The organism is Neobacillus sp. PS2-9 (genome assembly GCF_030915525.1).
GTDB lineage: Bacteria > Bacillota > Bacilli > Bacillales > Cytobacillaceae > Neobacillus.
The window spans coordinates 2,122,662-2,146,408 of record NZ_CP133269.1 but is presented as its reverse complement, the minus strand read 5'-3'; the positions used below and the strand labels follow the sequence as shown (position 1 = coordinate 2,146,408).

The following is a 23,747-nucleotide window of genomic DNA, read 5'->3' as shown; positions in this document are numbered from 1 at the left end:
GTCATCAATTGGCCAATGGCATTGTATTCCACCAATGGACTAGGTGACGAAATAAAAAACCTCCCATCCCATTGGGACGAAAGGTAAAATTCACTGACTATCCTCGTTTTTCTTTTATCCCTTCAATATTATATAAAATACCATTCAATGAAGCAATTTTCAACAAAATTCCCGTTTGTGAGCGAATTAATTTTTTGTTTACTGTTTATTCCGTTACAAAGATGTCATTGGGTAGTCCAATCTTATCAAGAAGCCAATTATGGCGATCTAAAAAGGCTTCTTCACACTGTGAAAATCCATGGTCTGTTTGATACCAACTTATTTTTTTTGGAGAGCTTGCTGCAGTATAAAAGGAGGTTGCCTGGTCACAATCAACATATTCATCATTTTTTGCAAATTGAAAATAAATAGAAGCGGGGGCTGCATTTTTAATATAATGCGTAGCAGCGAATTTACGTAAATTTGAAATAAAAAAATCAAATCGTTCTGGTGGCAAAAAACTCCGAATTAAAACAGCCATTGGATGTTCACTCGTCATATGCCAGGATGAGGTTTGGGAGGCACCAGCTATTAAAACAAAAGCCTTAATTCGGTTTTCAATGCCTGCAAGCACTCCTCCCCATGTAGCGCCGAAGCCGTGTCCGACGTAGGCTATTCGATTCGCATCTACAAATTCTAGTTTACTAAGAAGAGTAATCCCACGCCTTATATCCATTATCATTTGAGTGTAATTTTGAATATCCACCAACGTCTCTATTGTTTGAATGAATTTTTTATACTGTTTCCCTTCTTGATGACAGCCTACCAAAAACGGAGATTCAATAATAAGAGAAACAAACCCCTTTTCAGCAAGCAATTGAGCTTCCTTATAAAAACTTTTTCTACTCTCCTGGCCAGGATGCATAAAAATCACAGCAGGATGAGAACTTTTTTGATTAGGTACAATAAGAAAGGCTTTCACGCACCTTTTGTAAGGGCTTTCAAAATAAACTTCTCTAATAGAATATCCTTCTTTTATAATCGACTTCCTAACTTCAACACTTGTTAGATGTTCTTCTTTGAAATGAAACATTGTACATCGCCTCCAAGAAGAATCTTTAAAGTTAATTTATTTGAATTTTCTGTAAAATAGACTACCATAGTAGAAATTTTATTTTTTGGCTCTGTTAAACTTGTCTGTTGATTTCCGCTCCAATCAACAGGGTATAAAAATCAACAATGTTCTTTAACAAAGCCTATTTTATAAAATTGATTCCATGTGAGCGGTACAAACTACTAATAAAAATAAACCTATTAAAATCAACTTCCCACCTATTTTACCATGGTTATAGACAATTAAAAACCTTGACCGGAGAGTCAAGGCTTAAGAAATTCTAGTATATTATAAAATGAGATTCATATCACCAAACTCATGCCATAAATACCCTTCTTTTAGCGCTTCTTGATAGGCGTTGCATAAATGATCTTTCTCAATAAAGGCTGAGAGCAAATCTAGATGACTAGCTTCTGGTTCATGCATTCCCGTAATAATCCCATCTGCAATCTTTAGATTGTATGTTGGCTTTATATAAAGATTGGTCCATCCCTGTAGACAGCCATCCAAAGCTGCTGTTTCCATGGCACGTACCACTGTCGTTCCCACTGCAATCACTCTTCTCCTCTCCACTTTTGCCCTTAAAATAGTATCCCATGCTTCCTTTGGAATGTTATATTCCTCGTAGTTTTCTGTTGGGGAGTGGTCCCACTTGTCATCCATTAAATAGCTAAGCCCCGTGTGAAGTTGAATAAATACAAGATGAATCCCCTTTTTTTGGAGCTTAAATAATAGCTCCCAACTGAATGCCCTACCTGCGGATGGCATTTCTACAGAACCAGGCTGGGTAGCAAAGACAGTCTGATAATAGTTTAGTTCCCAAGGATTATTAATATATTCATATCGAACAGGTTCTCCAAGTGCGTAAATTTCATCATACAAAGCTGTTCCTTGCTTTGAGAATTGAATCGTAATAAAAGGGGTATTCGTTGAAGCGCGTGACACAACCCCATGAAGAGTTGAAGATAAGACTAGAAAATCTCCATTCTTTATTCCAGCAGATACTGCTATCGCTTCCCAAGTATGACCATTCTTCCGTCTTGCTAAGCGAACTTCTATCCCTTTTTGGATACAATTTTTGTTACGATATAAGTCTGCTAATAATATAGCAGGAACAGTTCTACTACTGTTTAATACAACTACATCTCCCTTTGATAAATAATGATCAAGATTAAAAAATATATCATGATTTGTTTGCCCTGTTCGCCGATCCTGAATCATTAACTTAACATGATCTCTTCGTAACCCCCTTCTTTCAGGTGGCATTTTGGCATTTAAGAAAGGCGGGATTTCAAAGTTAAGTGTCTCTACATGCATACTTATACCTCCCTTCCCATAAATTCCTGCGCCTGAAATCTCTGACCATTGATATGCTTGGATGAATCGGAGGCTAGATAAAGAAAAATATTAATTACATCTTTTGGATTCGCCAGTTCATAATCACAGTCTGGAACTGCCAATTGATGCATCTCTGTATCCATCTCACCTGGATCTACCATATTTACTCTAACTCCTGTTTCTTTGAGCTCATCTGCCCATGTTTCTGTTAAACCTTCTAGTGCAAATTTTGATATCCCATATGCCCCCCATCCAGCATAGCCTGTGTTCCCAGCCTCTGATGTGACATTAATAATTGACCCTTTATTGTTTAGGATCATTCCCGGAAGAATCCTTCTCGTCACTAAGAACGGGCTCACCGCATTTACTTTTAATACCTCTACAAAATCTTCTTCAGGATAATCCAGTAACAGTGGCATTGGGCTCGGACCGAGAATTGACGCATTGTTTATTAAGACATCTACTTTCCCGTATAATTCTTCTGTCATAGCAACAAATCTCTCTACATCCCTTGATTTAGATACATCCCCTGTGACTGCAAGCACACAAGAGGCACCCTTACCTTCTGCTTCTTTTTTTACTTCTTGTAAGTTCTTTTCACCTCTTGCACATATAGCCAAATATGCTCCTTTTTGTGCGAAGGCTAGCGTCAATTCCCTGCCAAGCCCTTTTGAAGCTCCTGTAATCATGACAACAGGTTTGTTTTCCATTTTCAAAACTCCTTAAGATCAATTTATGTTCTATGCTTCTATCTTAAGAAATCTTTGGTTTTTTCTCCTCGTAAAGAAGCTTGATTCTTTCTACAACTTTGGTCCGAGATAACTTCTTATTTTTTTGTCGGAATTTTCAATAATCATCATGAATTGTAGAAGGAAAAAGTTGGTTTCTCGTCGAATATGTATTAAACAAAAGATACTCGATTCTTGATAGGAGGTTACTTTGTGGACAAGATCACTTGTATTGCTTATCTTCTTTACACATCATCTAAGAATCAAGACATCAAAGAAAAAGCCATTCAATTATTGAATGGCGAGGTATCTATTCGTGATTTAAAAAGAAATATTTCTATTCAAGCGCACATCGTTTTAGCAGAATCTTTACTGAAGAAAAATAAAATAAATAAAAATGATGTTCAGTTGTTTGCAGAGGAATTTATGGTAATTGAAGTTTAGAGCTTCCTTTTGGAAGTTTTTTTAGCCCAATTGTTTTTGATAACATAAAATTCCACTTCCATTTTGTGCAATGACTGTATTATAATAGTCAAATCCTAAGGATTCCCAAAAGCGAATCGCTTTTTTATTTTCACTCAAAATACCAATACGAACTTTATTGACACCTCGTTTTAGCATCTCATTTTCATATATTGAATATGCCTGCTTGCCAAAGCCATAACCCTGGTAATCGCCATGAATCAATAATAGTCCTAGCCATGGATGATGATCTTTTGGATTTTCCATCAAGTAATCAATTACTCCAATATAGGTGTCATCAAGCTTAATAAATGCACTCGTTGAATGAGGATTTAAGAACTCCTCCTCTACTTCTACTAGTGTCCTTTCCTCGTTTCCGTTCTCAAATACATTATATTCTGGATTTGAATTAACCATCTCTAAAGCAATATACAGCGTTTCTTTTGTTACTTCTTCAAAATAGATTGACATGCTTACTCTCCCTACAAATAACTTTATGAAACAATTATATCAAAATTCATACCCGCTAACACTTACTGTCATACGCATAAGGCAGCATTCATACACTGAAATGTTGTTTATTTTTTATCCAATAAATAAACAACATTAGCAATAAAAAAAAGAAAGGTGATAACTTATGGTACAAATTGAAGTAACTATTACATTCGAAGGAAGAAGCTATTTAACCAACGTGATTACAAATCCTGAAACTTCAAATGAAGAGATCCTCCGCCTTGCATATGAACAAGTACAAAAGCAATGGAAAAAGTAAAACAGCCGGCGGCTGTTTTTATTTTTTCATTTTCATTAACTGTTGTGAATGAGTTTTACACAGTGTTATATAGGAAATAATTGCGCCGATTAATGCAAATAGCATATCCCACTGAGTATCCCATACATCTCCTTGAGTACCAAGGAACGCTTCGGCAGCTTCTCCAGTTAAAACAGCCACAAAAAATTCAACTAATTCATAAACTGCACTTATTGCTAAACACATCGACACCACTGTAATAGGCAGCCATTTAGAATTTTTTAATGGCGAAGTCCGTATGAGTAATTCTCGAATAATTATGGCTGGAATAAACCCTTGTGCAAAATGACCTAGCCGGTCATAATAATTACGGTCCAATCCCAAAATGTCCTTAAACCAATTAAACAATGGCATTTCTGCATAGGTATAATGTCCGCCAATAAATAATATTGACGAATGGATAAAGACTAAAAAATAGACAAGAGTTGTAAAGGTGAAGAAGCGATACGTGAAAAACAAAATTAACATACCTATTAATGCTGGGATGACCTCCAACCACCAGGTAAAACGATCAGAGGGGTGTATGGCTGACCAAATTAGTACTGTTGAAAAAAGTAGTAAGAAAACAATCAATAATCGATGTTCCTTTAACATTGAGACTCCCCATTTTCCATCATTATTAGCAATTACTTTATGTAAAAAGCTGCAAGACTCACTAGAGGATCTTACAGCTTTTTTAAACAGTTTAAACTAACTCGTAAGCATCCCTTGGAACAACCTCTAATAGAGGCGAAACCTGTCCCGTGGCAAATATATGCAGTTCATGCATAGCTCGAGTACAGACGGTGTAGAATAGTTTTCGTTCATTTTCTCTAATGTAAGGGGAACAATCATATAGAATGACCGCATCAAACTCTATACCTTTAGCTAAATACGATGGAATGACAAGGTTTCCGCGCTCATAAGAAACTGTCCCCTTCTCGATTAAGTGCAGTGGCACATCTTGTTTAAGTGCTTCAAAAACATTTTTACTTTCTTCTGCCGTCCTACAAATTACTGCAATCGTTCGATGTCCATCTGCTTTCCATTCTTTGATTTTTTCAAGAATCAAATGATTAATTTTTTCGTGATTAACCATTTCAATAACCGGCTTCCTACCTTTACGATTAAAGGGGATGATTTTCTCACCATCTGTAAGCAAACCACTCGTAAAGTGAACAATTTCGCTTGTAGACCGATATGTTTTTGTTAATACAAACCTTTCAATTTCCTCTCCTTTGATGTCTAATTCTGTTAACACCGTTTCGGAACCCGTCGCTCCAGAGAAGATAGCCTGATTAAAATCGCCTAGAAGTGTCATTTTACTATAAGGAAAAAGTTTTTGAATAAAAGCAAACTGGAACGGTGTATAATCCTGGGCTTCGTCAATAAAAATATGACGAATGGCAGTATTTGACTTTCTTCCTTCTATTAAATCCTGGAGGTACACATAGGGTGTGGTATCTTCATAGGCAATTTCCATTTTACTTAATTTATTTATTGTGAGACCGCAAATCTGTTCCCAATTAGATGGTTGTGTTTCTGTAATTATTTCCAAGCCTTTAAACAATTGAAGATAAATTTCCGGCATATTAATAAATTTTAAACTCTTCACCCGTGAAAATAAGGGTTTGAATTTTTCTTTGACTATCATTTCTGCTAATAATTTTTGCTCCCGTTCAAAATCATCAAATGTGTTATCTGAAAAACGATCTTTCTCCTGTAGTTTTTTGAATGCCTCCATAAAATCTTCTTTTTCAAGGTATTGCAACTCATCCTCTACCCAGCTTCTAGTACGCTCACGTTTCATTGCACGTTTTATTTCTTTCAATATCCAATCCTTTACTAGCTGAATTCGGTTTGGAATGGAATAACTATCCGGCAATGAATAAAAATAATTATGAATTTCTTCTTTAGAAACCAAGACATCTTTTCTAAAAGTTAAATCCTTAAAGATTAAGCCCTTCCTTGATAGCACTTTTGCGTACTGATCAATTTTGTCCTTAAACTCAAGACTCGCTTTATAACGAATTCCTAGGACTCTTATTTGATATTCAGGATTTCCTGATGTACGAAGTAAATATTCCATTTGTGTAAAGGGATCTTCTACCTCAAATTCCTTCCCAAGTCTATGCGTTAAGTATTCCTGAAAGGTGGATTGTTGCATGTTTTCTTCACCAAGCTCAGGTAAAACCGTTGCCACATAACTATTAAATAACGGATTAGGTGAAAAAAGCATAATATTTTCGGCATTTAATATTCCACGATAACGATATAACAAGTATGCAACCCGCTGCAATGCAGCTGATGTTTTACCACTACCTGCGGCCCCTTGAACAATAAGGATCTTACTTCTCTCGTTTCGAATAATTTCATTCTGCTCTCGTTGGATGGTTGCCACGATACTTTTCATTTGTGTGCTTGCATTGTTGCCAAGGACTTCTTGAAGTATTTCATCACCAATTGTTACACCTGTATCAAACATACCTTTAATTTTAGATGCCCTAATAATGAATTGTCGCTTCAATAACATTTCCCCTTTAATGTCGCCTTCAGGGGTTTTATATTCAGCAGGTCCTGGAGCATAATCATAATAAAGGCTAGAGATTGGGGCACGCCAGTCATAAATTATAAAATTTTCGTCATGTTGGTCCATTAATGATGCAATCCCTAAATACACTTGATCAGCGGACTTTTCTCCTTCTTCAAAAAAATCAATTCGACCAAAGTACGGAGAATATTTTAATTTTGCTAAGATTTTAAGTTGTTGATCCAATTGTTTATGTGTTCGTTCTCGTTCCGACAGCAATTCAGCCTGTTGCTTAATACTTGCTGCGGTCTCAATAATATCATCTGGTTCTTCGAAATTTACAGTTACATCTTCCCAAAAGGTCTTACGAAGCTCTAGAACGTCTGAGCTAACCTTACTGGTATTTCCCAATAGGTTCGCTACCTTTTGGTCGATTTCCTCTACGACTGCACTAACTCTTTCTTGTTCTAGTTGCCAGTCCTTGTTTTGTAAATCGCTCATTTAACCACACTCCAGATAATATTTTATTCTACTTACTTGACAATCAATAACCTATATGATAATGTTATATTAGGTTATTTTTAACTACATTATAATGATTTTTTTGTGCCAATTGTCATCTTATCATCACTTTACATAATTTTCAAGGATTTTTTATACAAAAAGCAAACGCCTGTTTAGGCGTTTTTTTTGTACATTAAGAATTCTTTTCTATTTCTCCTTCTCCATACACCCACTTCCTGTATTTTCCGTATAATGCAACCATTATGACCCTTTTTAATACATATGGATAAAACTTTATATTATTTTTTAAAAGCTTAATTTTTATAAAGAATTGATTTAAAAGAGTACAAAATATGACGACCCTTAGCTTGGCATCAAGAGTATTATGATTTTTTAAAGAAAATGCAGTGAATAAAGACACGGAAATAGAGTATAACGGTGAGATAATAAAATGTTCCTTCCATGAGTGATGTCTTCCCACCCCAAATCTTATCTTTCGAAATAGGGCCAGTATTAAAAACAAATTAGTCTCTGTAACCATGATCATTAAAAAGAAGGAAATACATCGGACAATCTCATTCTTTTTTTCAAGCAGGTGATACCAAATATCACTCCATTTAAAGTAAAAAGGAATTAAAACAAATGTATAAATAGTTTTCCATCCGGTGTGTTTATACACTCCCAAACGTAAAAATAACATTTCTATAAGATAAAAATAAATGCTAGCAGATATCTTCTTTAACCATCCCGAGTTTGAAACCGTCAAAAAAACAGATGTAAATGGGACAAAAACCGCTTGGGATAAAACAGCTCCAAAAATATTATCAAAAAAATTATTCCTAATGATATTCGGTTTATATTTATATAACTTAAATAAATTAAATACAAAATACTCAAACAGGTACGCAAGTCCTATATTGGATACCAGCAAAATAAATATGTTTTTTCTATTTTTGCTTTTATAAAAGGTTATTCCAAGAAGACAAGAATGAATCACGCATAATAACAAAAATGGAAGGTTCATTCCTTTTATTTTCCTCATTCAATTTCATTCCCCCATATTAGATATATAAGTAGTATTCGATAAAAATGAAAAAACATAATAAAAAAACAATTGACAATCAAATCATTTCCATCATATAATTTATCTTGAATTAAGTTATTTCAATTTCAAGATAAATGATTTCAAAACAAAAAGGGAGAGATTTACTAATGACAAAAACAAAATGGGCACTAGATACTGCACACAGCAGCGTAGATTTTTCAGTTCGCCATATGATGATTGCGAACGTAAAAGGAAGCTTTAATAACTTTAACGCAACAATTGAAGCAGATCCTACTGACTTAACAAATGCAACAATTGAATTTTCAATCGAGACTAGTAGTGTAGATACTCGTAATCAAGATCGTGATGGTCATTTAGTTTCTGCAGATTTCTTTGATGTCGAAAATCACCCAACAATGAACTTCCGCGCAACAAAGATTGAGAAAACAGACGAAGGTGAATACAATGTAACTGGAGATCTGACCCTTCGCGGCGTAACAAAACCTGAAACTTTTGTTGTTACATTTGAAGGCCAAGGAAAAGATCCATGGGGCAATGAAAAAGTAGGTTTCAGCGCATCAGGGTCCATCAATCGTTCTGACTACGGTTTAGTATGGAATGCTGCACTTGAAACTGGCGGCGTTTTAGTTGGCGATAAAGTTAAAATCAATCTACAGATCCAAGCTGCTAAAGCTTAATAATTATAAGACAACAAAGAGGCTGACCTTTTGGCCAGCCTCTTTTTCTATATGGTTATATTCAATAATTTAAAGTTGTGACTTCAAAAATTTAGCCAATTCTAGCATACCAAATTTCTGCGCCTTAGCTTCTGCCTCTGAATTGTAGTTTGTATTTGTATTAATATCATACGTATATATTTCACCCGCTGCATTGCGAATAAATTCAATGCCGGCCACCTGAATATGATTGGCAGCTAGTACCTTCTCATACTTATTAATAATAGGATCTGAAAAACCATCAATAATTTCAAACTTTGGTTTCTCTTCTTTTTCTTCCCCTACAGGACAGAATAAATCACCTATTTGACATGCATCCGCAGGACATAATTGGAAGCCTTCTGAAGTATCTACCTTTACTGCATAAACGAACTTTCCACCTACAAATTCACAGCGAGTAATATAGCTTTCTGGCGCTTGTATGTACTCTTGAATTAAAGTAATACCATCAACTGGCTCCTCAAACACTGGGCCTTCGATATAACTCTTCAAGCCATCATACGTTTGAAATAGTTGTACACCTAACCCCTTCCCTGCACGGTTATGTTTCGTTATAAAAGGGGTATCTAAAAATTCAACAGCAGCCTCGAGGATTTGTTCCTTCCCCACTGCAGCTATTGTACGAGGTGTCTGGATTTCAAATTTGTTTAGCTCTAAATATTGGATCACTTTGCTAATCTCCAGCTGAAGGGCACGTGTACCATTGATAACCTTCCTATCGTGCGCTTCTAACCAAGCAAGTACTTGAGCAGTAAATTCCGGTGCAAAACGGTGCCCCCTTGTATGGGAAGATGCACTCATCCTATTATAAAAAACGCCTTCTGGAGGCTCCTTTGTAAGATCGAGACGTCCGCTATCTAAATGCCACTCCTCGTAAGGCACCCCTATTTCATCTAGGCGCTTGGTTAAATGCTGTGTCCAATCACTATTCTCGTGTATAATATGAACTTTTTTCAAAAAGAAAGTCTCCCCTCGTGCTGAAACCTATATGTATTTTATCCTTAATTTATTCTATTTCCTATTTATATTTTAGTTTTCTATTGTCGATTTGTGAAGTAGAGAAAGTGGTAATTGTATAATATTTCTTTTTTGATTTACACAATTTGTAAATCACTTCCCTTTGTCGGAGTAACGCTTTACAGACTCTCTTTTAAACATAATTTATACAGATTTACTATTGTTAATTAAGATTTGTTCCTGTTGTTTTGCTAAATTTTTGCAAAAAAAATAGAATTGTCGTCGATAAATGAGTCAATTTAACTATAAATTGTTAGAATTTACAGAAATTTAAGGAAAATATCCTATTGTCTTGTCCTAATTTTCAAAATATTATTGAAAAGCAAGCTGATATTTTAAGGGGGAGTTTCATGAAGAAACTATTAAAAACAGGACTTTCCACTGCAGTCATAGCGGGAACATTGTTTGCCGGATTTCCTGGCAATTACGCTAGTACTTCCAGCGATGTCCTAAAGAAACCAGCAACAGTTTCACATAATTATGGTTCACTGGATATGGCTGTTGTAAACGAGGACAAATTATTGGAAGCCCTTATTAAACGTGGCGTTATTTCAAAAAATGCTTCTACTGCTGAGAAACAAAAGGCTCTACATAATTACTTAGTGGTTAAAGGGAAACAAGATAAAGTAACAGTAACTGACCCTTTGGCTGCAAAAGTTAAAGCTGCAGAAGCTGAAAAACAGCGGAAATTCAAAGACTTTAACAATGGTCTATTAAAAGGAAAAGGTAACAAGTATGGACAGTTAAAGGGTAATCCTGATCCTGTGCAAGAAGGAAAATCACCTGGGGTACAGAAAACAGGGAAATTACTAACATTAACAGTAGAATTCTCAGATCTCCCACACAATAGCATTCAACCAGGAGAAACAGACAATTATTACAGTGATTATAATCTTAAACACTACGAAGATATGATTTTTGGTAAGAATGACGATTATAAAGGGCCTAACGGTGAGGACCAAATTTCGCAAAAACAATTCTATGAAGAGCAATCCGGTGGCACTTATACCATTGAAGGTAAAGCATATGGCTGGTTAAAGGTGCCCGGTACAGCTGCCTATTATGGTGCTGATAAAGCCACTGGCGGTCATGACAACGTAACCCCTGGGGGTTCCAAGCAATTAGTAGTAGATACTTATAAAGCTGCATTGGCTGCAGGTATACCTTTACAAGATTATGATTTAGAGGATCCGCATGATTTAGATGGTGACGGAGACTTTTGGGAGTCAGATGGTTTAGTTGACCACCTACAAATCATTCACTCGGGTATTGGACAAGAAGCTGGCGGTGGAGCACAAGGTAACAATGCAATTTGGTCACATCGTTCTGCTAAATATGTTGACTCTGACCCACTAGGAGTTGGACAAGTTGGTTTTTACGATTATACTATGATGCCAGAAGATGGAGCAACGGGGGTTTTTGCTCATGAATACGGTCATGATTTAGGATTACCTGATGAATATGATACCGTATACTCTGGTACGGGTGAAGCAGTTGGATATTGGTCTATTATGGCAAGTGGCTCTTGGGCTGGTAAAGTACCAGGTGCAGAACCAACTGGATTCTCTCCTTGGGCAAAACAATACTTCCAATCCACTCTTGGTGGTAAATGGACAGCTCCAACTGTTGTCAATTGGGAAGATGTTTCTACTAAAGGAACACAATTCTTACTTGATCAAGCTAATTCTCCACTCGGTCAAAACAGTCAAGCAATTCGTGTGAATTTGCCTGGAAAGAAAACTCCTGTTAACACTCCAGCTGCTGGAAGCTTTGAGTATTGGGGTGGTCAAAAAGATGAAATGGATACAACTATGGTAACTGATGTAGATTTAACTGGAAAATCCTCTGCTACACTAACATTTGATGCTTGGTATGATATGGAGGAACAATGGGACTTCGCTTTTGTCCAAGTATCTACAGATAATGGAGCAACATGGAAATCACTAGGAAACGATAATACTCGGTCGGATGTGGTTCCTGAAGGTTATCCAACAATCTTAAACTCAATGCCTGGTTTCACTGGAAATTCAAATGGGTGGAAAGCTCAGTCGTTTGATTTATCACAGTATAAAGGTCAAAAAGTTAAGCTACGTCTCCGTTCTGCAACAGACTGGGGTCAATCAAATATCGGTTTCTTTGCCGATAATATCAAAGTAGTTGCAGATGGGCAAACTATTATTAATGATGGAGCTGAGAATTCACCATCGTCATTTACTCTAAATGGTTTTACTAAGATGGACGGAAATAAACTAACTGATCATTACTATTTGCTTGAATGGCGTAATCATAAAGGTGTTGACCTTGGTCTTAAAAACATTAAACGTGGAAATTCCTTAATGAGTTATGATGGTGGACTAGTTGTATGGTATGTGGATGATAGCTATACTGAAAACTGGACGGGCGTTCACCCAGGTGATGGTTTCTTAGGAGTTGTGGATGCTCATATTGGAAATGACTTAAGGTGGTTAGTAAATGATGGTACAACACCAGAAGCCAGCACTCGTTACCATATTGCAGATGCTGCCTTTGGATTAAATCCAACTTCTGGTTTAGACCTCATATATCCAACTCAAACATTAACTGTACCAAGTCAGGATGCCGTTTCATTATTTAACGACAGTAACTCTTTCTTAAATACCTTTATGCCAGATGCAGGCCGAAATATTGGTAATTATGGACTTAAAGTTCGTGTAAACGGACAAGCAAAAGACAAATCTGTTGGATCTATTGTAATCTACAAATAATAAAGTAATCCCACCTTCCTCTTTTCAAAAGGTGGGATTTTTTTGTAATTTTAACAAAAGCATCTTTCCTTTTTATATACTTTCGATTATCATCTAATTAGAAATATATCTAATTAGATGATAATCATATTTGGAGGATGGAGAGATGTTTCAAATTTTAAAAACAGAAAAATCCTATCGAAAATTATTTTTTGCTGGGATTATTAACGGTGTGGGAGACCGCTTTAGCCAGGTGGCGTTACTTGCATTACTTTTACACTTAACTGGTTCAGGCTTGACTGTTGGGATTACAATGGCTTTACGTATGATTCCCTTCCTTCTATTTGGTCCACTTAGCAGTATGATTGCTGAAAAATGGTCTCGAAAAAGCGTACTAGTTTTCACAGACTTTTCAAGAGCATTTATTGCACTTTCCTTCTTATTTGTCCAATCGTCCTATGATTTATGGATTGTCTATATTGGCTCCTTCCTTCTTGCAAGCGGAGAAGCCTTGTACGGACCTACACGAAAATCTAGTATTCCTGCCATTGTTCAATCAGACCATATTAAAGAAATCAACTCCTGGGAGCAAGTTTCACTTGGGTTTGTATTGATTGTCGGAGCACTTAGTGGAGGACTTGTCTCCTTTCTTTTTGGAGCAAAAGCGGCATTTATCGTAAATATCTTTTCTTTCATACTTGCAGGCTCTATTATTCGTACGATTCCAAATCTCGAATCTTCAGGAACTAGCATTAATGAGGGAAAAAAGACAGAGACATCTGGGAAAATTCTTCCCCTCGTCATGGCATCCTCTTTTTTATTCATGATTTTATCATTTGATGTCCTTGTTCCATTGGTAAATGGGATTGAAAATATATTGTTGAGTGTGTACGCTGTTAAGACCTTCCATGCAGGCGATCTCGGTGTAGGAATTTTATATAGTGTTCTTGGAACAGGGTTTCTAATTAGTCCGTTGCTAACAAAATGGATTACAGGAAAATATCTTTCCATTGCCTTTATGTGTCTGTTTATGGAAGGAGTGGTCCTATCCGGCATCAGCCAAGCCAACTCCTTTATTTTAGTAGTTATTTTGTTTGGGATCTTAACTATTTTTAGCGGAGTAGGAAATACCCTTTTGGATACTGCCGTCATGCAAACAATTCCTTCTAAATACCATGGAGTTTATTTTGGACTGTCAGCAACTATTGCTAATACTTGTATCGGGATTTCAATGTTCACGACTGGTGTATTACTTGAGTTTATCTCACCGCAAATGATGGGTCTAATTGGAGGGATTTTTTATAGTAGCCTGGGTATAGCCTACTTTCTATGGACAATGCGAATGGATCTTTTTAATGAAAAAAGGAAGCTTGTTACTGTTGCTGATAATTAAAACGGCTGATTCTATTCAGCCGTCTTATCTTATGGACGAATCATTACCCGAGTACCATTTGGGACCATATCTGCGAGTTGCATCACATCTCGGTTATACATTCTTACACAACCATGTGAAACAGCTTTTCCAATAGAACTTGGATCGTTGGTTCCGTGAATCCCGTACCCCTGTTTGGATAATGACATCCACAATACTCCGAATGGACCCCCTGGATTATACTGACGATTAACAATTACATAATCACCCGATGGGGTCTGTGTTAACATTTTTCCAACGGCAATTGGAAAAATTTTAACAAGCCTTCCGTTGTTGAATAAAGTAAGTCTTCGTTTCCCAACAGATATTTGGATGGAATAGGGAATGCTGCTTGGCTCTGGCAAACCAGGAATCTGGATTTGCTGCCCCACTTGCAAATGCCCCACCCCTGGATTTGCAGCATAAAGGCGGCGGAGACTTACTCGATAATTAGCTGAAATAATACTCAACGTTTCACCGGGGTTAACAATATGGATCATGCTATCCCACCTTTCTCTGATAGCATATGCCCATGACAGTTACTGGTTGCCTGCCTTGTTTTAAAAAGAAAAACGCCTATCAATTATTGATAGACGTTTCCCTATTTACCTACTTTTCACTAGCATATTAACTGCCTCTTCAACAAGCTTTGAAGAATCTTCATTGCCGGCTTCCATGGACTCACGAATGCAATGTTCGAGATTAGAACTAACAATAACAGCAATTGTCCTGTCAATCGCAGATCTTGCAGCAGATAGCTGGGTAATCACTTCTTTACATTCCTTACCTTCCTCTATCATTCTCAAGATGCCTTTTATTTGTCCTTCAGCCCGTTTCAAACGATTAATTGCCTTATCGTCGTAGATCAATATACTCACCTCTGTTGTATAGATTTTAAGCGATAATCCTACAGAAGTCTATCGAAATACTTATTAAATAAACAAATTCAATCCAGAATCCTCGGCATCACCAAGGTAGGAAGCCACTCCACCTATATCAACGCCGTCGATTAATTCTTCTTGTTTAATCCCCATAATGTCCATTGACATAGAGCAGGCTACAAGTTTAACCCCTGCATCCATTGCATTTTTCATCAATGTTTCTAAGCTATCAACATTCTTTCTTTCCATTGCATGGTTAATCATTTTGGCACCCATTCCCCCCATATTCATTTTTGAAAGAGGAAGCTCGCTAGCACCCTTGGGCATCATCATACCAAACATTTTCTCTACTAAATCTTTTTGTACAGGAGGTGCATCTTTACGTCGCAGAACATTTAAGCCCCAGAAGGTAAAGAACATGGTTACTTTTTTGCCCATGGCTGCAGCACCGCAGGCAATGATGAAGGAGGCAATTGTTTTATCAAGATCACCACTAAATACTACCATCGTAGTTCCATCCTTTGCTGCTGGCACAGCTGTTCCCTGAACAGGGTTCACCGCTTCCTTCGATCCTTTTTGAATATAAGCCTTAAATTTCTTATCTTCATATTTACTATTTAATAACGTATTTCCTGTTTTACTTGACCAAGATTGAATATCTTTAGCAAACCCAGGGTCAGTAGCATGAACTTCCAGAATCTCACCATCCTTCATACCATCTATTGCTTGGTATACCTTCATGATTGGTCCAGGACATTGTAAACCACAGGCATCAATTAATATAGTATCAACAGGTTCAACATTGGTCTTATTCACTTTTATCCCCTCGATCATGCCAGAATCATCGATTTTGACCTCACTATTTTTTGGCTTATTATCAAACACACTTGAATAAGTCTTAAATCCTCCGTCAAGATTCTTTACTTTAAATCCATTTTGTGAGAGGATACGTGCACCTAAATAACCACGTAGACCAACTTGACAAGTTAAATAGATCGTTTGATTTTTAGGCAGTTCATCTAAACGATCCCTTAATTCTCCAAGAGGGATATTAATTGAACCTTCTATATAGCCCATTTCTCTTTCAATTGGATCTCGAACATCGATTAATAACCCACCGTTTTGTACAATTTCATCGATTTCATGCCATTGAACGGTTTCAACTCTTCCTTCCGCAATATTACTTGCTGCATAGCCAGCCATATTAACTGGATCTTTCGCTGATGAAAATGGAGGTGCGTAAGCAAGTTCTAGGTCTGGCAAATCAAATATGGTTAACCCGCCTTTAATGGCTGTTGCAATCACATCGATTCTCTTGTCTGCCCCATCATAGGAAACAGCTTGTGCACCAAATATTTTTCCAGTTCCTTTTTCAAAAATTAGCTTCAGTGCGATTGGAAAAGCTCCTGGATAATAGCCAGCATGTGAACCGGGATGTACGTGTACAACCTCATAAGGAATTCCTAAGCGTTTTAACGTCTTTTCGTTATTTCCTGTTGAAGCAACTGTCATATCAAAGACCTTTGCGATAGAAGTTCCCAGTGTTCCTTTGTAACGTACTGCAATTCCATTGATATGATCCGCTACAATTCTTCCCTGGCGGTTGGCTGGCCATGCTAATGGAATTTGAGTTGGTTGGCCATTGATATAATCCTTCACTTCAATGGCATCCCCAATCGCATATATACTTGGATCTTCTGTTTGAAGGTATTCATTCACCTGAATGCCACCGCGCCCGCCTACTTTTAATCCCGCGCCAACCGCTAACTGATTTTCTGGTTTAACTCCTATAGCTAGGATAATCATGTCCGTGTCCATTTTTTGACCACTAGTTAACTTTACGATTTTACCATTTTGTTCAAATGCTTCTACACCATCTTCAAGGATTAAGTTCACTCCTTTTTCACGAAGATGACCATGTAAAATAGTAGCCATTTCAAAATCAATTGGGGCCATAATTTGGTTAGACATTTCAATTAAAGTTACTTCAATTCCTAAATCCCATAGGTTCTCTGCCATTTCAATTCCGATGAATCCTCCGCCGACAACTGTAGCTTTCTTCGGTTTGTTTGTATCAACATAGGACTTAATTTTATCTGTATCTGGAATATTTCTTAAAGTAAACAGAGATTCCGCTGTCTCAATTCCTGTGATTGGTGGTTTAATAGGACTTGCACCTGGTGATAAAACAAGTACTTCATACGATTCTTCGTATGTTTCACCCGTCCTCACATGTTTTACTTCTACTGTCTTTCTTTCTCGATTAATTTTTATTACTTCGCTTAAGTTACGAATATCAAGATTGAATTTTTTAGACATACCCTCTACTGTTTGAACTAACAGCTTGTCTCTTTCTGAAATCGTACCACCAATATAGTAAGGCAAACCACAGTTTGCAAAGGAAATGTATTCCCCTCTTTCAAACATGACGACTTCAGCTTGCTCATCTAATCTTCTCAATCTTGCTGCTGTTGTTGCTCCCCCTGCTACCCCACCTACTATAACAATTTTCTTAGACATCTATGATTACCTTCTTTCGAATGACTAGTAAATCAATACCATATGTGAAGTATAGCACAAACTTTTATTACGTATAGGGGTATAGGTAATTGTTCAAAAAATGGTCATAAATTGACCATTTTTAATGATATCATTCAAATCGAAAAAGATTCCCCATGTCTTCTCTCTTGTAGTTAACAAAGAAGTAATCATTGCTAGTCGAGTCATAAATATAGTCCTTTTTCCATTCATTTATGTTTATTGAAATTTCCTTCACAGCTTTTACAAACATAATAATTTCATCATTTGTCATAATTGGATGTAAGGAAAAGCGCACCCAACCGGGTTTACCAGATAAATCTCCAAGATTTATTTTTTCAGTAATCTCATTTGAAGAATCCTGATCAATTTCAAATAGATAATGACCATAGGTTCCTGCACAAGAGCATCCGCCCCGTACTTGGATTCCAAAGCGATCATTCAGTAGGCGAACCATTAAATTGTAATGTATATTCTCCATGTAAAATGAAACAATCCCCAAACGGTTTGTTATATGTCCATCTAAAACATGTAGTCCAGGGATTTCTGCCAATTGAGGCAATAAAATATCAAGCTGCTCTTTTTCTCTTTTGAGTATATTGGATATCCCCATTTGATATTTCAAGTTAATACATAGTGCCGTTCGGATTGCCTGTAATATTCCAGGGGTTCCACCGTCCTCACGGAGTTCGATATCCTTATAATACTGGTGATTCCCCCACGGATTCGTCCAGGTTACCGTCCCGCCTCCTGGGTGATCTGGAACATGATTGAAATATAATCTTGTATCAAAAACTAATACCCCACTTGTTCCAGGTCCCCCTAAGAATTTATGGGGAGAGAAAAAGATTGCATCGAGTTTCTCTAATGGATCCTTGGGATGCATATCAATCGTTACATATGGTGCAGAAGCAGCGAAATCAACAAAACACACACCTCCATGTTGATGCATGATTTTTGCTAATTGGTGGTAGGGTGTTTGAATCCCCGTGACATTGGAACATGCTGTAAACGAACCGATTTTCAGTGGTCTGTCCTTATACTTATAAAGCAGTTGTTCGAGTTGTTGCACATCCACTTCCCCGTCTTTATCTGGACATAATATAACCACGTCGCCCAAAGTTTCAAGCCAGGATGTTTGATTTGAATGATGTTCCATATGGGTTAGAAAGATAATTGGTCGCTCTTTTTCGGTTAGGTTCAAACGATGCTTCCATTTCTCATGTACTCGAATACCTAATAAACGCTGCAACTTATTGATTACTGATGTCATTCCAAATCCATCCAGGATAACCGCATCATGCTGATCCCCATTTACATGTTCCTTTATGATTTTCCTAGAATGCTTATAGATTCCAGTCATCATCAAACTGGTAATGTTTGATTCAGTATGTGTATTTGCCATAAAAGGTCCAAAAATCTCCGAGATTTTCTGCTCAATGGGACGATAAAGTCTTCCACTTGCCGTCCAATCTGCATAGATAATTTTCTTTTTTCCGTAAGGAGCATCAAACTCCTGATCCATCCCAATGACATGAGAACGAAATCTTTGAAAATATTTTTCGAGGTTATCCGGTATTGTGTAGGTTTTACTTCCAATCGTCGCGGTGATCATTTGTTTCACACCTCACAAAAAAATTCTGTTATTTAATATATGCATAACACTTAACCACTTGTTCATACAAAAAGCCGCCAAATGGTTGGCGACTTTTTGTATTTTACTCTTTAATTAAAATGTAGTAATTTTAGCTGTTTCCTTTTTTGTTACTTCTTCAATTTTTTGAATAAACATTTGAAAAACTCTTCTTTTTTCCTCTAAATCTTTTATGTATTCTTTCAACTGATTATAACTTTCCTCAAATGGCTTATGGTACATTTGGCGAATATTTTCTATTATTTCTTCATTAACCGTTGATTGTATTACTTGCTTTGTAATTCCATATTTATATGAATAAACCTTCAGTTCCTGCGCAACTTCATCATATTCATTAGCTATCTCATTTAAGACTAATGAAATATCGTCCTTCCACTCGTCCAGTGACTTTTGCAAATATGATTTTGCTATGGTCTCTTCCATATTGACACCTGCCTTCTAAAGTCTACATAACGTTTACACTATTATAATAATATTTGGTTACATAGAGATGTCGGGCAGTTTACAAGATTTTATCAATCACTTCAAATTATGAGGATTTAATAGATTAAGTAGTGTTAGATGTACTAGTTAAAAAAAATGCACCATTTTTCAGGTGCATCGTTCCAATTTTTTAGATAAAAGATGGTTTTCTTAACGAACACTGAGAACCCTCTGAATGAAGTACTGGGGCAAAATCCGCCAGTTTTTTTATGAAATAACAAGTTTCAGGAAAGTGATGTTCAATAAACCGTAAAGTAGTTTTATTTAAAATCCGTTCGCCTTTATATTTTTCTACGGAAGACCTAACAAACAAATTCATTTCAATAACAGCTCTTCCTACCTCTAATGCAAGTTCTTTTTGTCGTGGGAAACCCTGTTCGGTAAATCGTAAATACCCTTTTATATGGTGATTTTGCAAGATAAACATTTGGAACTTCTGTGCGAATGCCTCCGATTGTCTTTCTATCGCTATTTCTATAGGGTCAAGTACATTCCTTAATAAAATGATATGCCCTAACTGATCCTCCAGCCATAAATCTAAAAGCTGGTCAAGCCTTAGCGGCTCTGGAATTTGACCATTTACGAAGTAAGACAATAAACGTAAATATTCTTGATTTTCATTCAATGTCCCATTTAAATACGTTGGAGACAAGTTTAGGTTAATTTGATTTTGGATTCTTAGATTTTGCATATGGCCTTCAAACCGGTAATACTCATATGCTACTGAATATGCTTGCTTTGCCAATGCAATTTGTTCTTCAGACGAAATTTCAACCCCAGAATGTAACTGCCTAAGGTTATTGAGTACTATCCCAAAAGATTGGATAAATCTTTCAGCAATTGATATTTCCTTTTGTTCTTCAACAGACAAATGATCACGAACAAAAATCGCATGATCCTGTAATATTTCCAACCAAAATAAATGTTCTTCCCACACACTAATTGCAGTCATCGCTTTCCCCCCTCTTAAAAAATCATATTCAAGAGGATCTTCGACTATATCATGTTACTTTACTAAATTAATAAATTCGTCAAGAGTAGTTGAATACTTAACATATATTCTTGGTAATAAATAAAGCTCATTTTTAACTCCTGACGGAGAAAATACTTCTGGTGTGGTGGTAAGAGCAAATCTATAATATTTCTTTACCTCTGAAATTACTTTGTCATTGGTATTTCCATAAGGATAAGAAAGGACAATAACCGGTTTTCCTGTTATTTTCTGGACTTGCTCCTTAGAATTCTTTAATTCATAACCTACATTCTCCACCTTCGTTAAATCAGGGTGTGTAACTGTATGTGATTGAATTGAAAACAATCCGGAATCTGCCATCATTTTCAAGTCTGAGTTTGAAAGACGGTTGGACCTGCCGATAAAATCAGAGATAACAAATATAGTTCCCATCGGTTTAAATTGCTGAGTTTTTAATTTTTGAAAAATAGTATACGCATTTAAGTTATTTTTGTATCCATCGTCAAAGGTAATAAAAATGGGTTTAGGTACATAGTCGACTTCTTGCCACCGTTCAAATGTTAAGAGAGTGTATCCATGGTCTCTTAAAAACGCCATCTGTTTCTCAAAATTTCCTGGGGTTACATACAGTTCCTTTGATCCATGACCATTGTATTCTGCAATAGAATGATAAACTAAGATTGGCACTTTTTTCTCTGCACTCGCGATTTCCTCATGTCCGAACACAAAAAAACATAGGAATAGGAATAGAAACTTTTTCATAGAATTCCTCACTTTTTCCTTTTTGTTAGTATTCCACATGTGAAAAATCCTATAAAAAAAAGCTGCATGCTGCAGCTTTTAATCACTATACTCCTCTTTTGTTTCCCCACAAATAGGTATGCAATTGTGGTAACACTCTTACATTGGAAAATTCTTGATCTTCCATCACCTTGTTAATTAGCCAATCATATTTACTTAATAGACGGCTTATCAGCTCCTGATTATCCGATGTTGTTATATCATCATTACCAACCTGTAGATAAAAAGGGATCGTTGGATATCGGAGGTACACACCTTTTGCATATTCATAATCACGCTCATCAAATATGACTACTTTTAAACTAACACGATTGGACGAATCCTTCTCTTCCAACTTCTTTATAATGGAATCTAGAATCGTGAAGTCTGTAACCATTGTTGAGCTTGGTGGCTTTGGAGATAGGGTTAATTCATCAATTTCTAAAAACCAATCCTGCCATTTACTCCCCTGAGTTTCAAGGCAGATTTTAATATCGTTTTTCTTTAAAAGAGTGATTAAGTTAGCTAAATTCTTTAATAAAGCAGGATTACCGCCTGATATAGTAACATGGGAAAATCCAGCTCCACCAAGATTTCTTAGCTCTTCCCATATTTCTTCTGCCAGCATCATCTTTGTGTCATCTTTACCGGTCCCATCCCATGTAAAAGAGGAATCGCACCAGCTGCATGAATAATCACAGCCAGCCGTTCTCACAAACATCGTTTTCTGACCGATGACCATTCCTTCCCCTTGAATAGTTGGACCGAAGATTTCCATTACAGGTATTTTACTCAACTTCCATCCACTCCCTTCTAACTTCAGCATAGCTAGTAGGTGTTTCAAATAGGCGAACAAACTCCACTCTTGCACCAAGGTATTGCTGCTGTCTTTCTTCCTTAAGGAGAGCCTCTGCCATTTTTTCATAAATCCAAACAACAATATTTTCTGCCGTTGTATTCATAGGGGGGAGTGTTTCATTCAAATATTTATGGTCAAGGTAAATTTCAATTTCCTTCTTCCAAATCTCTTTTATATCGCCAAAGTCCATCATTAAACCACGGTCATCGACAAACCCGCTTAATCCGAAGACTACCTTATAGGTGTGACCGTGCAAATTCTTACATTTTCCCTCGTAGCAATGTAAATGATGTGCAGAATCAAAAGTAAATTCCTTACTTACTAATACTCGCTTTTGATGATATTTCAGCTGTTCTTTTTTAATATCTTCATCAATCTTTTGGAGTTTATCGACAATTCGAAAGCCATACATTAGATTATAACTCCTTTCTTACTTTAAGGTATTCGTCCAAACCTCTTTTTCTTAGTTTACAGGCAGGACATTCCCCGCAACCATCGGCAATTACTCCGTTGTAGCAAGTAAGTGTCTTTTCTCTGACAAACTCTAACGCTCCAAGTTCATCGGCTAATTTCCAAGTTTCTGCTTTATCGATCCACATAAGTGGAGTATGAATGACAAATTGTGAATCCATTGATAAGTTAAGTGTTACATTTAACGATTTAACAAAAATATCTCGACAGTCCGGATAACCGCTAAAGTCCGTTTCACATACACCAGTAACAATATGTTTAGCCCCAATTTGACTCGCTAAAATACCGGCAAACGTTAAAAACACTAGATTTCTTCCAGGAACAAATGAAGATGGTAATCCACCTTCTTCTCCATCCTTTACATCTATATCATCCCGCGTCAAAGCACTAGGAGCTAATTGATTTAAGAGAGCCATATCTAAAATATGGTGTTTGACACCAAGCTCATTTGCAATACTTTTTGCACACTCGATTTCAAGGCTATGACGCTGGTTATAATCAAAGGTCACTACCTCAACTTCATTAAAGTTTTTTAATGCCCAAAATAAACAAGTAGTACTATCCTGACCACCACTAAAGACAACTAAAGCTTTGCTGTTTTTCATATCCTTCATTCTCCTTAAATAGGAAAAACAGCACTACTAAGAAAGCAGTGCTGTTTCTCTTAGTTTTTTTTGAGAGGGGTGCTAGAACCTCTTTCGCAAAAAGCGAATTTTATTTTTATTTTCCG

At 36.6% G+C, this 23,747-nt stretch carries 22 protein-coding genes; 5 read left to right on the top strand and 17 right to left on the bottom strand.

Annotation, left to right across the window (positions count from 1 at the left end):
* Window positions 1-205: 205 nt before the first annotated feature.
* The 3 genes from RCG25_RS10760 to RCG25_RS10750 all read right to left on the bottom strand — a co-directional run bounded on the left by RCG25_RS10760 (window position 206) and on the right by RCG25_RS10750 (window position 3,141).
* A complete protein-coding gene (locus tag RCG25_RS10760; RefSeq protein WP_308083662.1) occupies window positions 206-1,072 on the bottom strand; it encodes an alpha/beta hydrolase in 867 nt (288 codons plus the stop codon).
* Between the two features lie 309 nt (window positions 1,073-1,381).
* Complete coding sequence (locus RCG25_RS10755) at window positions 1,382-2,410, bottom strand: S-adenosylmethionine:tRNA ribosyltransferase-isomerase (protein WP_308083661.1); 1,029 nt, start codon at window positions 2,408-2,410, stop codon at window positions 1,382-1,384.
* Window positions 2,411-2,412: 2 nt separating this feature from the next.
* The gene (locus RCG25_RS10750) at window positions 2,413-3,141 is read right to left on the bottom strand and encodes an SDR family oxidoreductase (RefSeq protein ID WP_308083660.1); all 729 of its coding nucleotides are present in this window, start codon (window positions 3,139-3,141) and stop codon (window positions 2,413-2,415) included.
* Window positions 3,142-3,372: 231 nt separating this feature from the next.
* On the opposite strand from RCG25_RS10750, the gene RCG25_RS10745 reads away from it, so the two are divergent.
* Window positions 3,373-3,603, top strand: a complete 231-nt coding sequence (locus RCG25_RS10745) for a hypothetical protein (protein WP_308083659.1) — start codon at window positions 3,373-3,375, stop codon at window positions 3,601-3,603.
* A 21-nt stretch (window positions 3,604-3,624) separates the two neighbouring features.
* Here the strand turns inward: RCG25_RS10745 and RCG25_RS10740 are convergent, their stop codons facing one another.
* Window positions 3,625-4,092, bottom strand: coding sequence for a GNAT family N-acetyltransferase (locus tag RCG25_RS10740; RefSeq protein ID WP_308083658.1), 468 nt, complete (start codon window positions 4,090-4,092; stop codon window positions 3,625-3,627).
* A gap of 166 nt (window positions 4,093-4,258) precedes the next feature.
* Here RCG25_RS10740 and RCG25_RS10735 point away from each other — a divergent pair, with 166 nt between their 5' ends.
* Complete coding sequence (locus RCG25_RS10735; protein WP_308083657.1) at window positions 4,259-4,393, top strand: BA3454 family stress response protein; 135 nt, start codon at window positions 4,259-4,261, stop codon at window positions 4,391-4,393.
* An 18-nt stretch (window positions 4,394-4,411) separates the two neighbouring features.
* Here the strand turns inward: RCG25_RS10735 and RCG25_RS10730 are convergent, their stop codons facing one another.
* The gene (locus RCG25_RS10730; RefSeq protein ID WP_308083656.1) at window positions 4,412-5,026 is read right to left on the bottom strand and encodes a DUF2238 domain-containing protein; all 615 of its coding nucleotides are present in this window, start codon (window positions 5,024-5,026) and stop codon (window positions 4,412-4,414) included.
* A 91-nt stretch (window positions 5,027-5,117) separates the two neighbouring features.
* The gene (gene helD, locus RCG25_RS10725; RefSeq protein WP_308083655.1) at window positions 5,118-7,442 is read right to left on the bottom strand and encodes an RNA polymerase recycling motor HelD; all 2,325 of its coding nucleotides are present in this window, start codon (window positions 7,440-7,442) and stop codon (window positions 5,118-5,120) included.
* A gap of 1,215 nt (window positions 7,443-8,657) precedes the next feature.
* Between helD and RCG25_RS10720 the strand changes: the two genes are divergently transcribed.
* The gene (locus RCG25_RS10720; RefSeq protein ID WP_308083654.1) at window positions 8,658-9,188 is read left to right on the top strand and encodes a YceI family protein; all 531 of its coding nucleotides are present in this window, start codon (window positions 8,658-8,660) and stop codon (window positions 9,186-9,188) included.
* A 69-nt stretch (window positions 9,189-9,257) separates the two neighbouring features.
* On the opposite strand, the gene RCG25_RS10715 is transcribed toward RCG25_RS10720, so the two are convergent.
* A complete protein-coding gene (locus tag RCG25_RS10715; RefSeq protein WP_308083653.1) occupies window positions 9,258-10,184 on the bottom strand; it encodes an ATP-grasp domain-containing protein in 927 nt (308 codons plus the stop codon).
* A 410-nt stretch (window positions 10,185-10,594) separates the two neighbouring features.
* Between RCG25_RS10715 and RCG25_RS10710 the strand changes: the two genes are divergently transcribed.
* Both RCG25_RS10710 and RCG25_RS10705 read left to right on the top strand, forming a co-directional pair.
* Window positions 10,595-12,988: an immune inhibitor A domain-containing protein gene (locus RCG25_RS10710; RefSeq protein WP_308083652.1), complete on the top strand. Its 2,394-nt coding sequence runs from the start codon at window positions 10,595-10,597 to the stop codon at window positions 12,986-12,988.
* Window positions 12,989-13,133: 145 nt separating this feature from the next.
* Window positions 13,134-14,360 carry an MFS transporter gene (locus tag RCG25_RS10705; RefSeq protein ID WP_308083651.1) on the top strand — a complete coding sequence of 409 codons (1,227 nt, stop codon included), beginning with the start codon at window positions 13,134-13,136 and terminating at the stop codon, window positions 14,358-14,360.
* A gap of 29 nt (window positions 14,361-14,389) precedes the next feature.
* Here RCG25_RS10705 and RCG25_RS10700 read toward each other — a convergent pair whose 3' ends face one another.
* The 10 genes from RCG25_RS10700 to queC all read right to left on the bottom strand — a co-directional run bounded on the left by RCG25_RS10700 (window position 14,390) and on the right by queC (window position 23,622).
* Window positions 14,390-14,878 carry a L,D-transpeptidase family protein gene (locus RCG25_RS10700; protein WP_308083650.1) on the bottom strand — a complete coding sequence of 163 codons (489 nt, stop codon included), beginning with the start codon at window positions 14,876-14,878 and terminating at the stop codon, window positions 14,390-14,392.
* Between the two features lie 105 nt (window positions 14,879-14,983).
* Entirely contained in the window at window positions 14,984-15,247 is a 264-nt protein-coding gene (locus RCG25_RS10695) for a metal-sensitive transcriptional regulator (protein WP_308083649.1), read from the bottom strand.
* A 63-nt stretch (window positions 15,248-15,310) separates the two neighbouring features.
* The gene (locus RCG25_RS10690; RefSeq protein WP_308083648.1) at window positions 15,311-17,779 is read right to left on the bottom strand and encodes a CoA-disulfide reductase; all 2,469 of its coding nucleotides are present in this window, start codon (window positions 17,777-17,779) and stop codon (window positions 15,311-15,313) included.
* A 130-nt stretch (window positions 17,780-17,909) separates the two neighbouring features.
* The gene (locus RCG25_RS10685; RefSeq protein ID WP_308083647.1) at window positions 17,910-19,412 is read right to left on the bottom strand and encodes an aminotransferase class V-fold PLP-dependent enzyme; all 1,503 of its coding nucleotides are present in this window, start codon (window positions 19,410-19,412) and stop codon (window positions 17,910-17,912) included.
* Between the two features lie 114 nt (window positions 19,413-19,526).
* Window positions 19,527-19,874 carry a hypothetical protein gene (locus RCG25_RS10680; RefSeq protein WP_308083646.1) on the bottom strand — a complete coding sequence of 116 codons (348 nt, stop codon included), beginning with the start codon at window positions 19,872-19,874 and terminating at the stop codon, window positions 19,527-19,529.
* 190 nt (window positions 19,875-20,064) lie between these two features.
* A complete protein-coding gene (locus tag RCG25_RS10675) occupies window positions 20,065-20,886 on the bottom strand; it encodes a DUF2935 domain-containing protein (RefSeq protein WP_308083645.1) in 822 nt (273 codons plus the stop codon).
* A 54-nt stretch (window positions 20,887-20,940) separates the two neighbouring features.
* Window positions 20,941-21,669, bottom strand: a complete 729-nt coding sequence (locus tag RCG25_RS10670) for a polysaccharide deacetylase family protein (protein WP_308083644.1) — start codon at window positions 21,667-21,669, stop codon at window positions 20,941-20,943.
* An 85-nt stretch (window positions 21,670-21,754) separates the two neighbouring features.
* A complete protein-coding gene (queE, locus tag RCG25_RS10665) occupies window positions 21,755-22,483 on the bottom strand; it encodes a 7-carboxy-7-deazaguanine synthase QueE (protein WP_308083643.1) in 729 nt (242 codons plus the stop codon).
* Window positions 22,476-22,958, bottom strand: a complete 483-nt coding sequence (gene queD / locus RCG25_RS10660) for a 6-carboxytetrahydropterin synthase QueD (RefSeq protein ID WP_308083642.1) — start codon at window positions 22,956-22,958, stop codon at window positions 22,476-22,478. Before queD ends, queE begins: the two co-directional genes overlap by 8 nt.
* A 4-nt stretch (window positions 22,959-22,962) precedes the next feature.
* Window positions 22,963-23,622, bottom strand: a complete 660-nt coding sequence (queC, locus tag RCG25_RS10655; RefSeq protein WP_308083641.1) for a 7-cyano-7-deazaguanine synthase QueC — start codon at window positions 23,620-23,622, stop codon at window positions 22,963-22,965.
* Window positions 23,623-23,747: the final 125 nt, after the last annotated feature.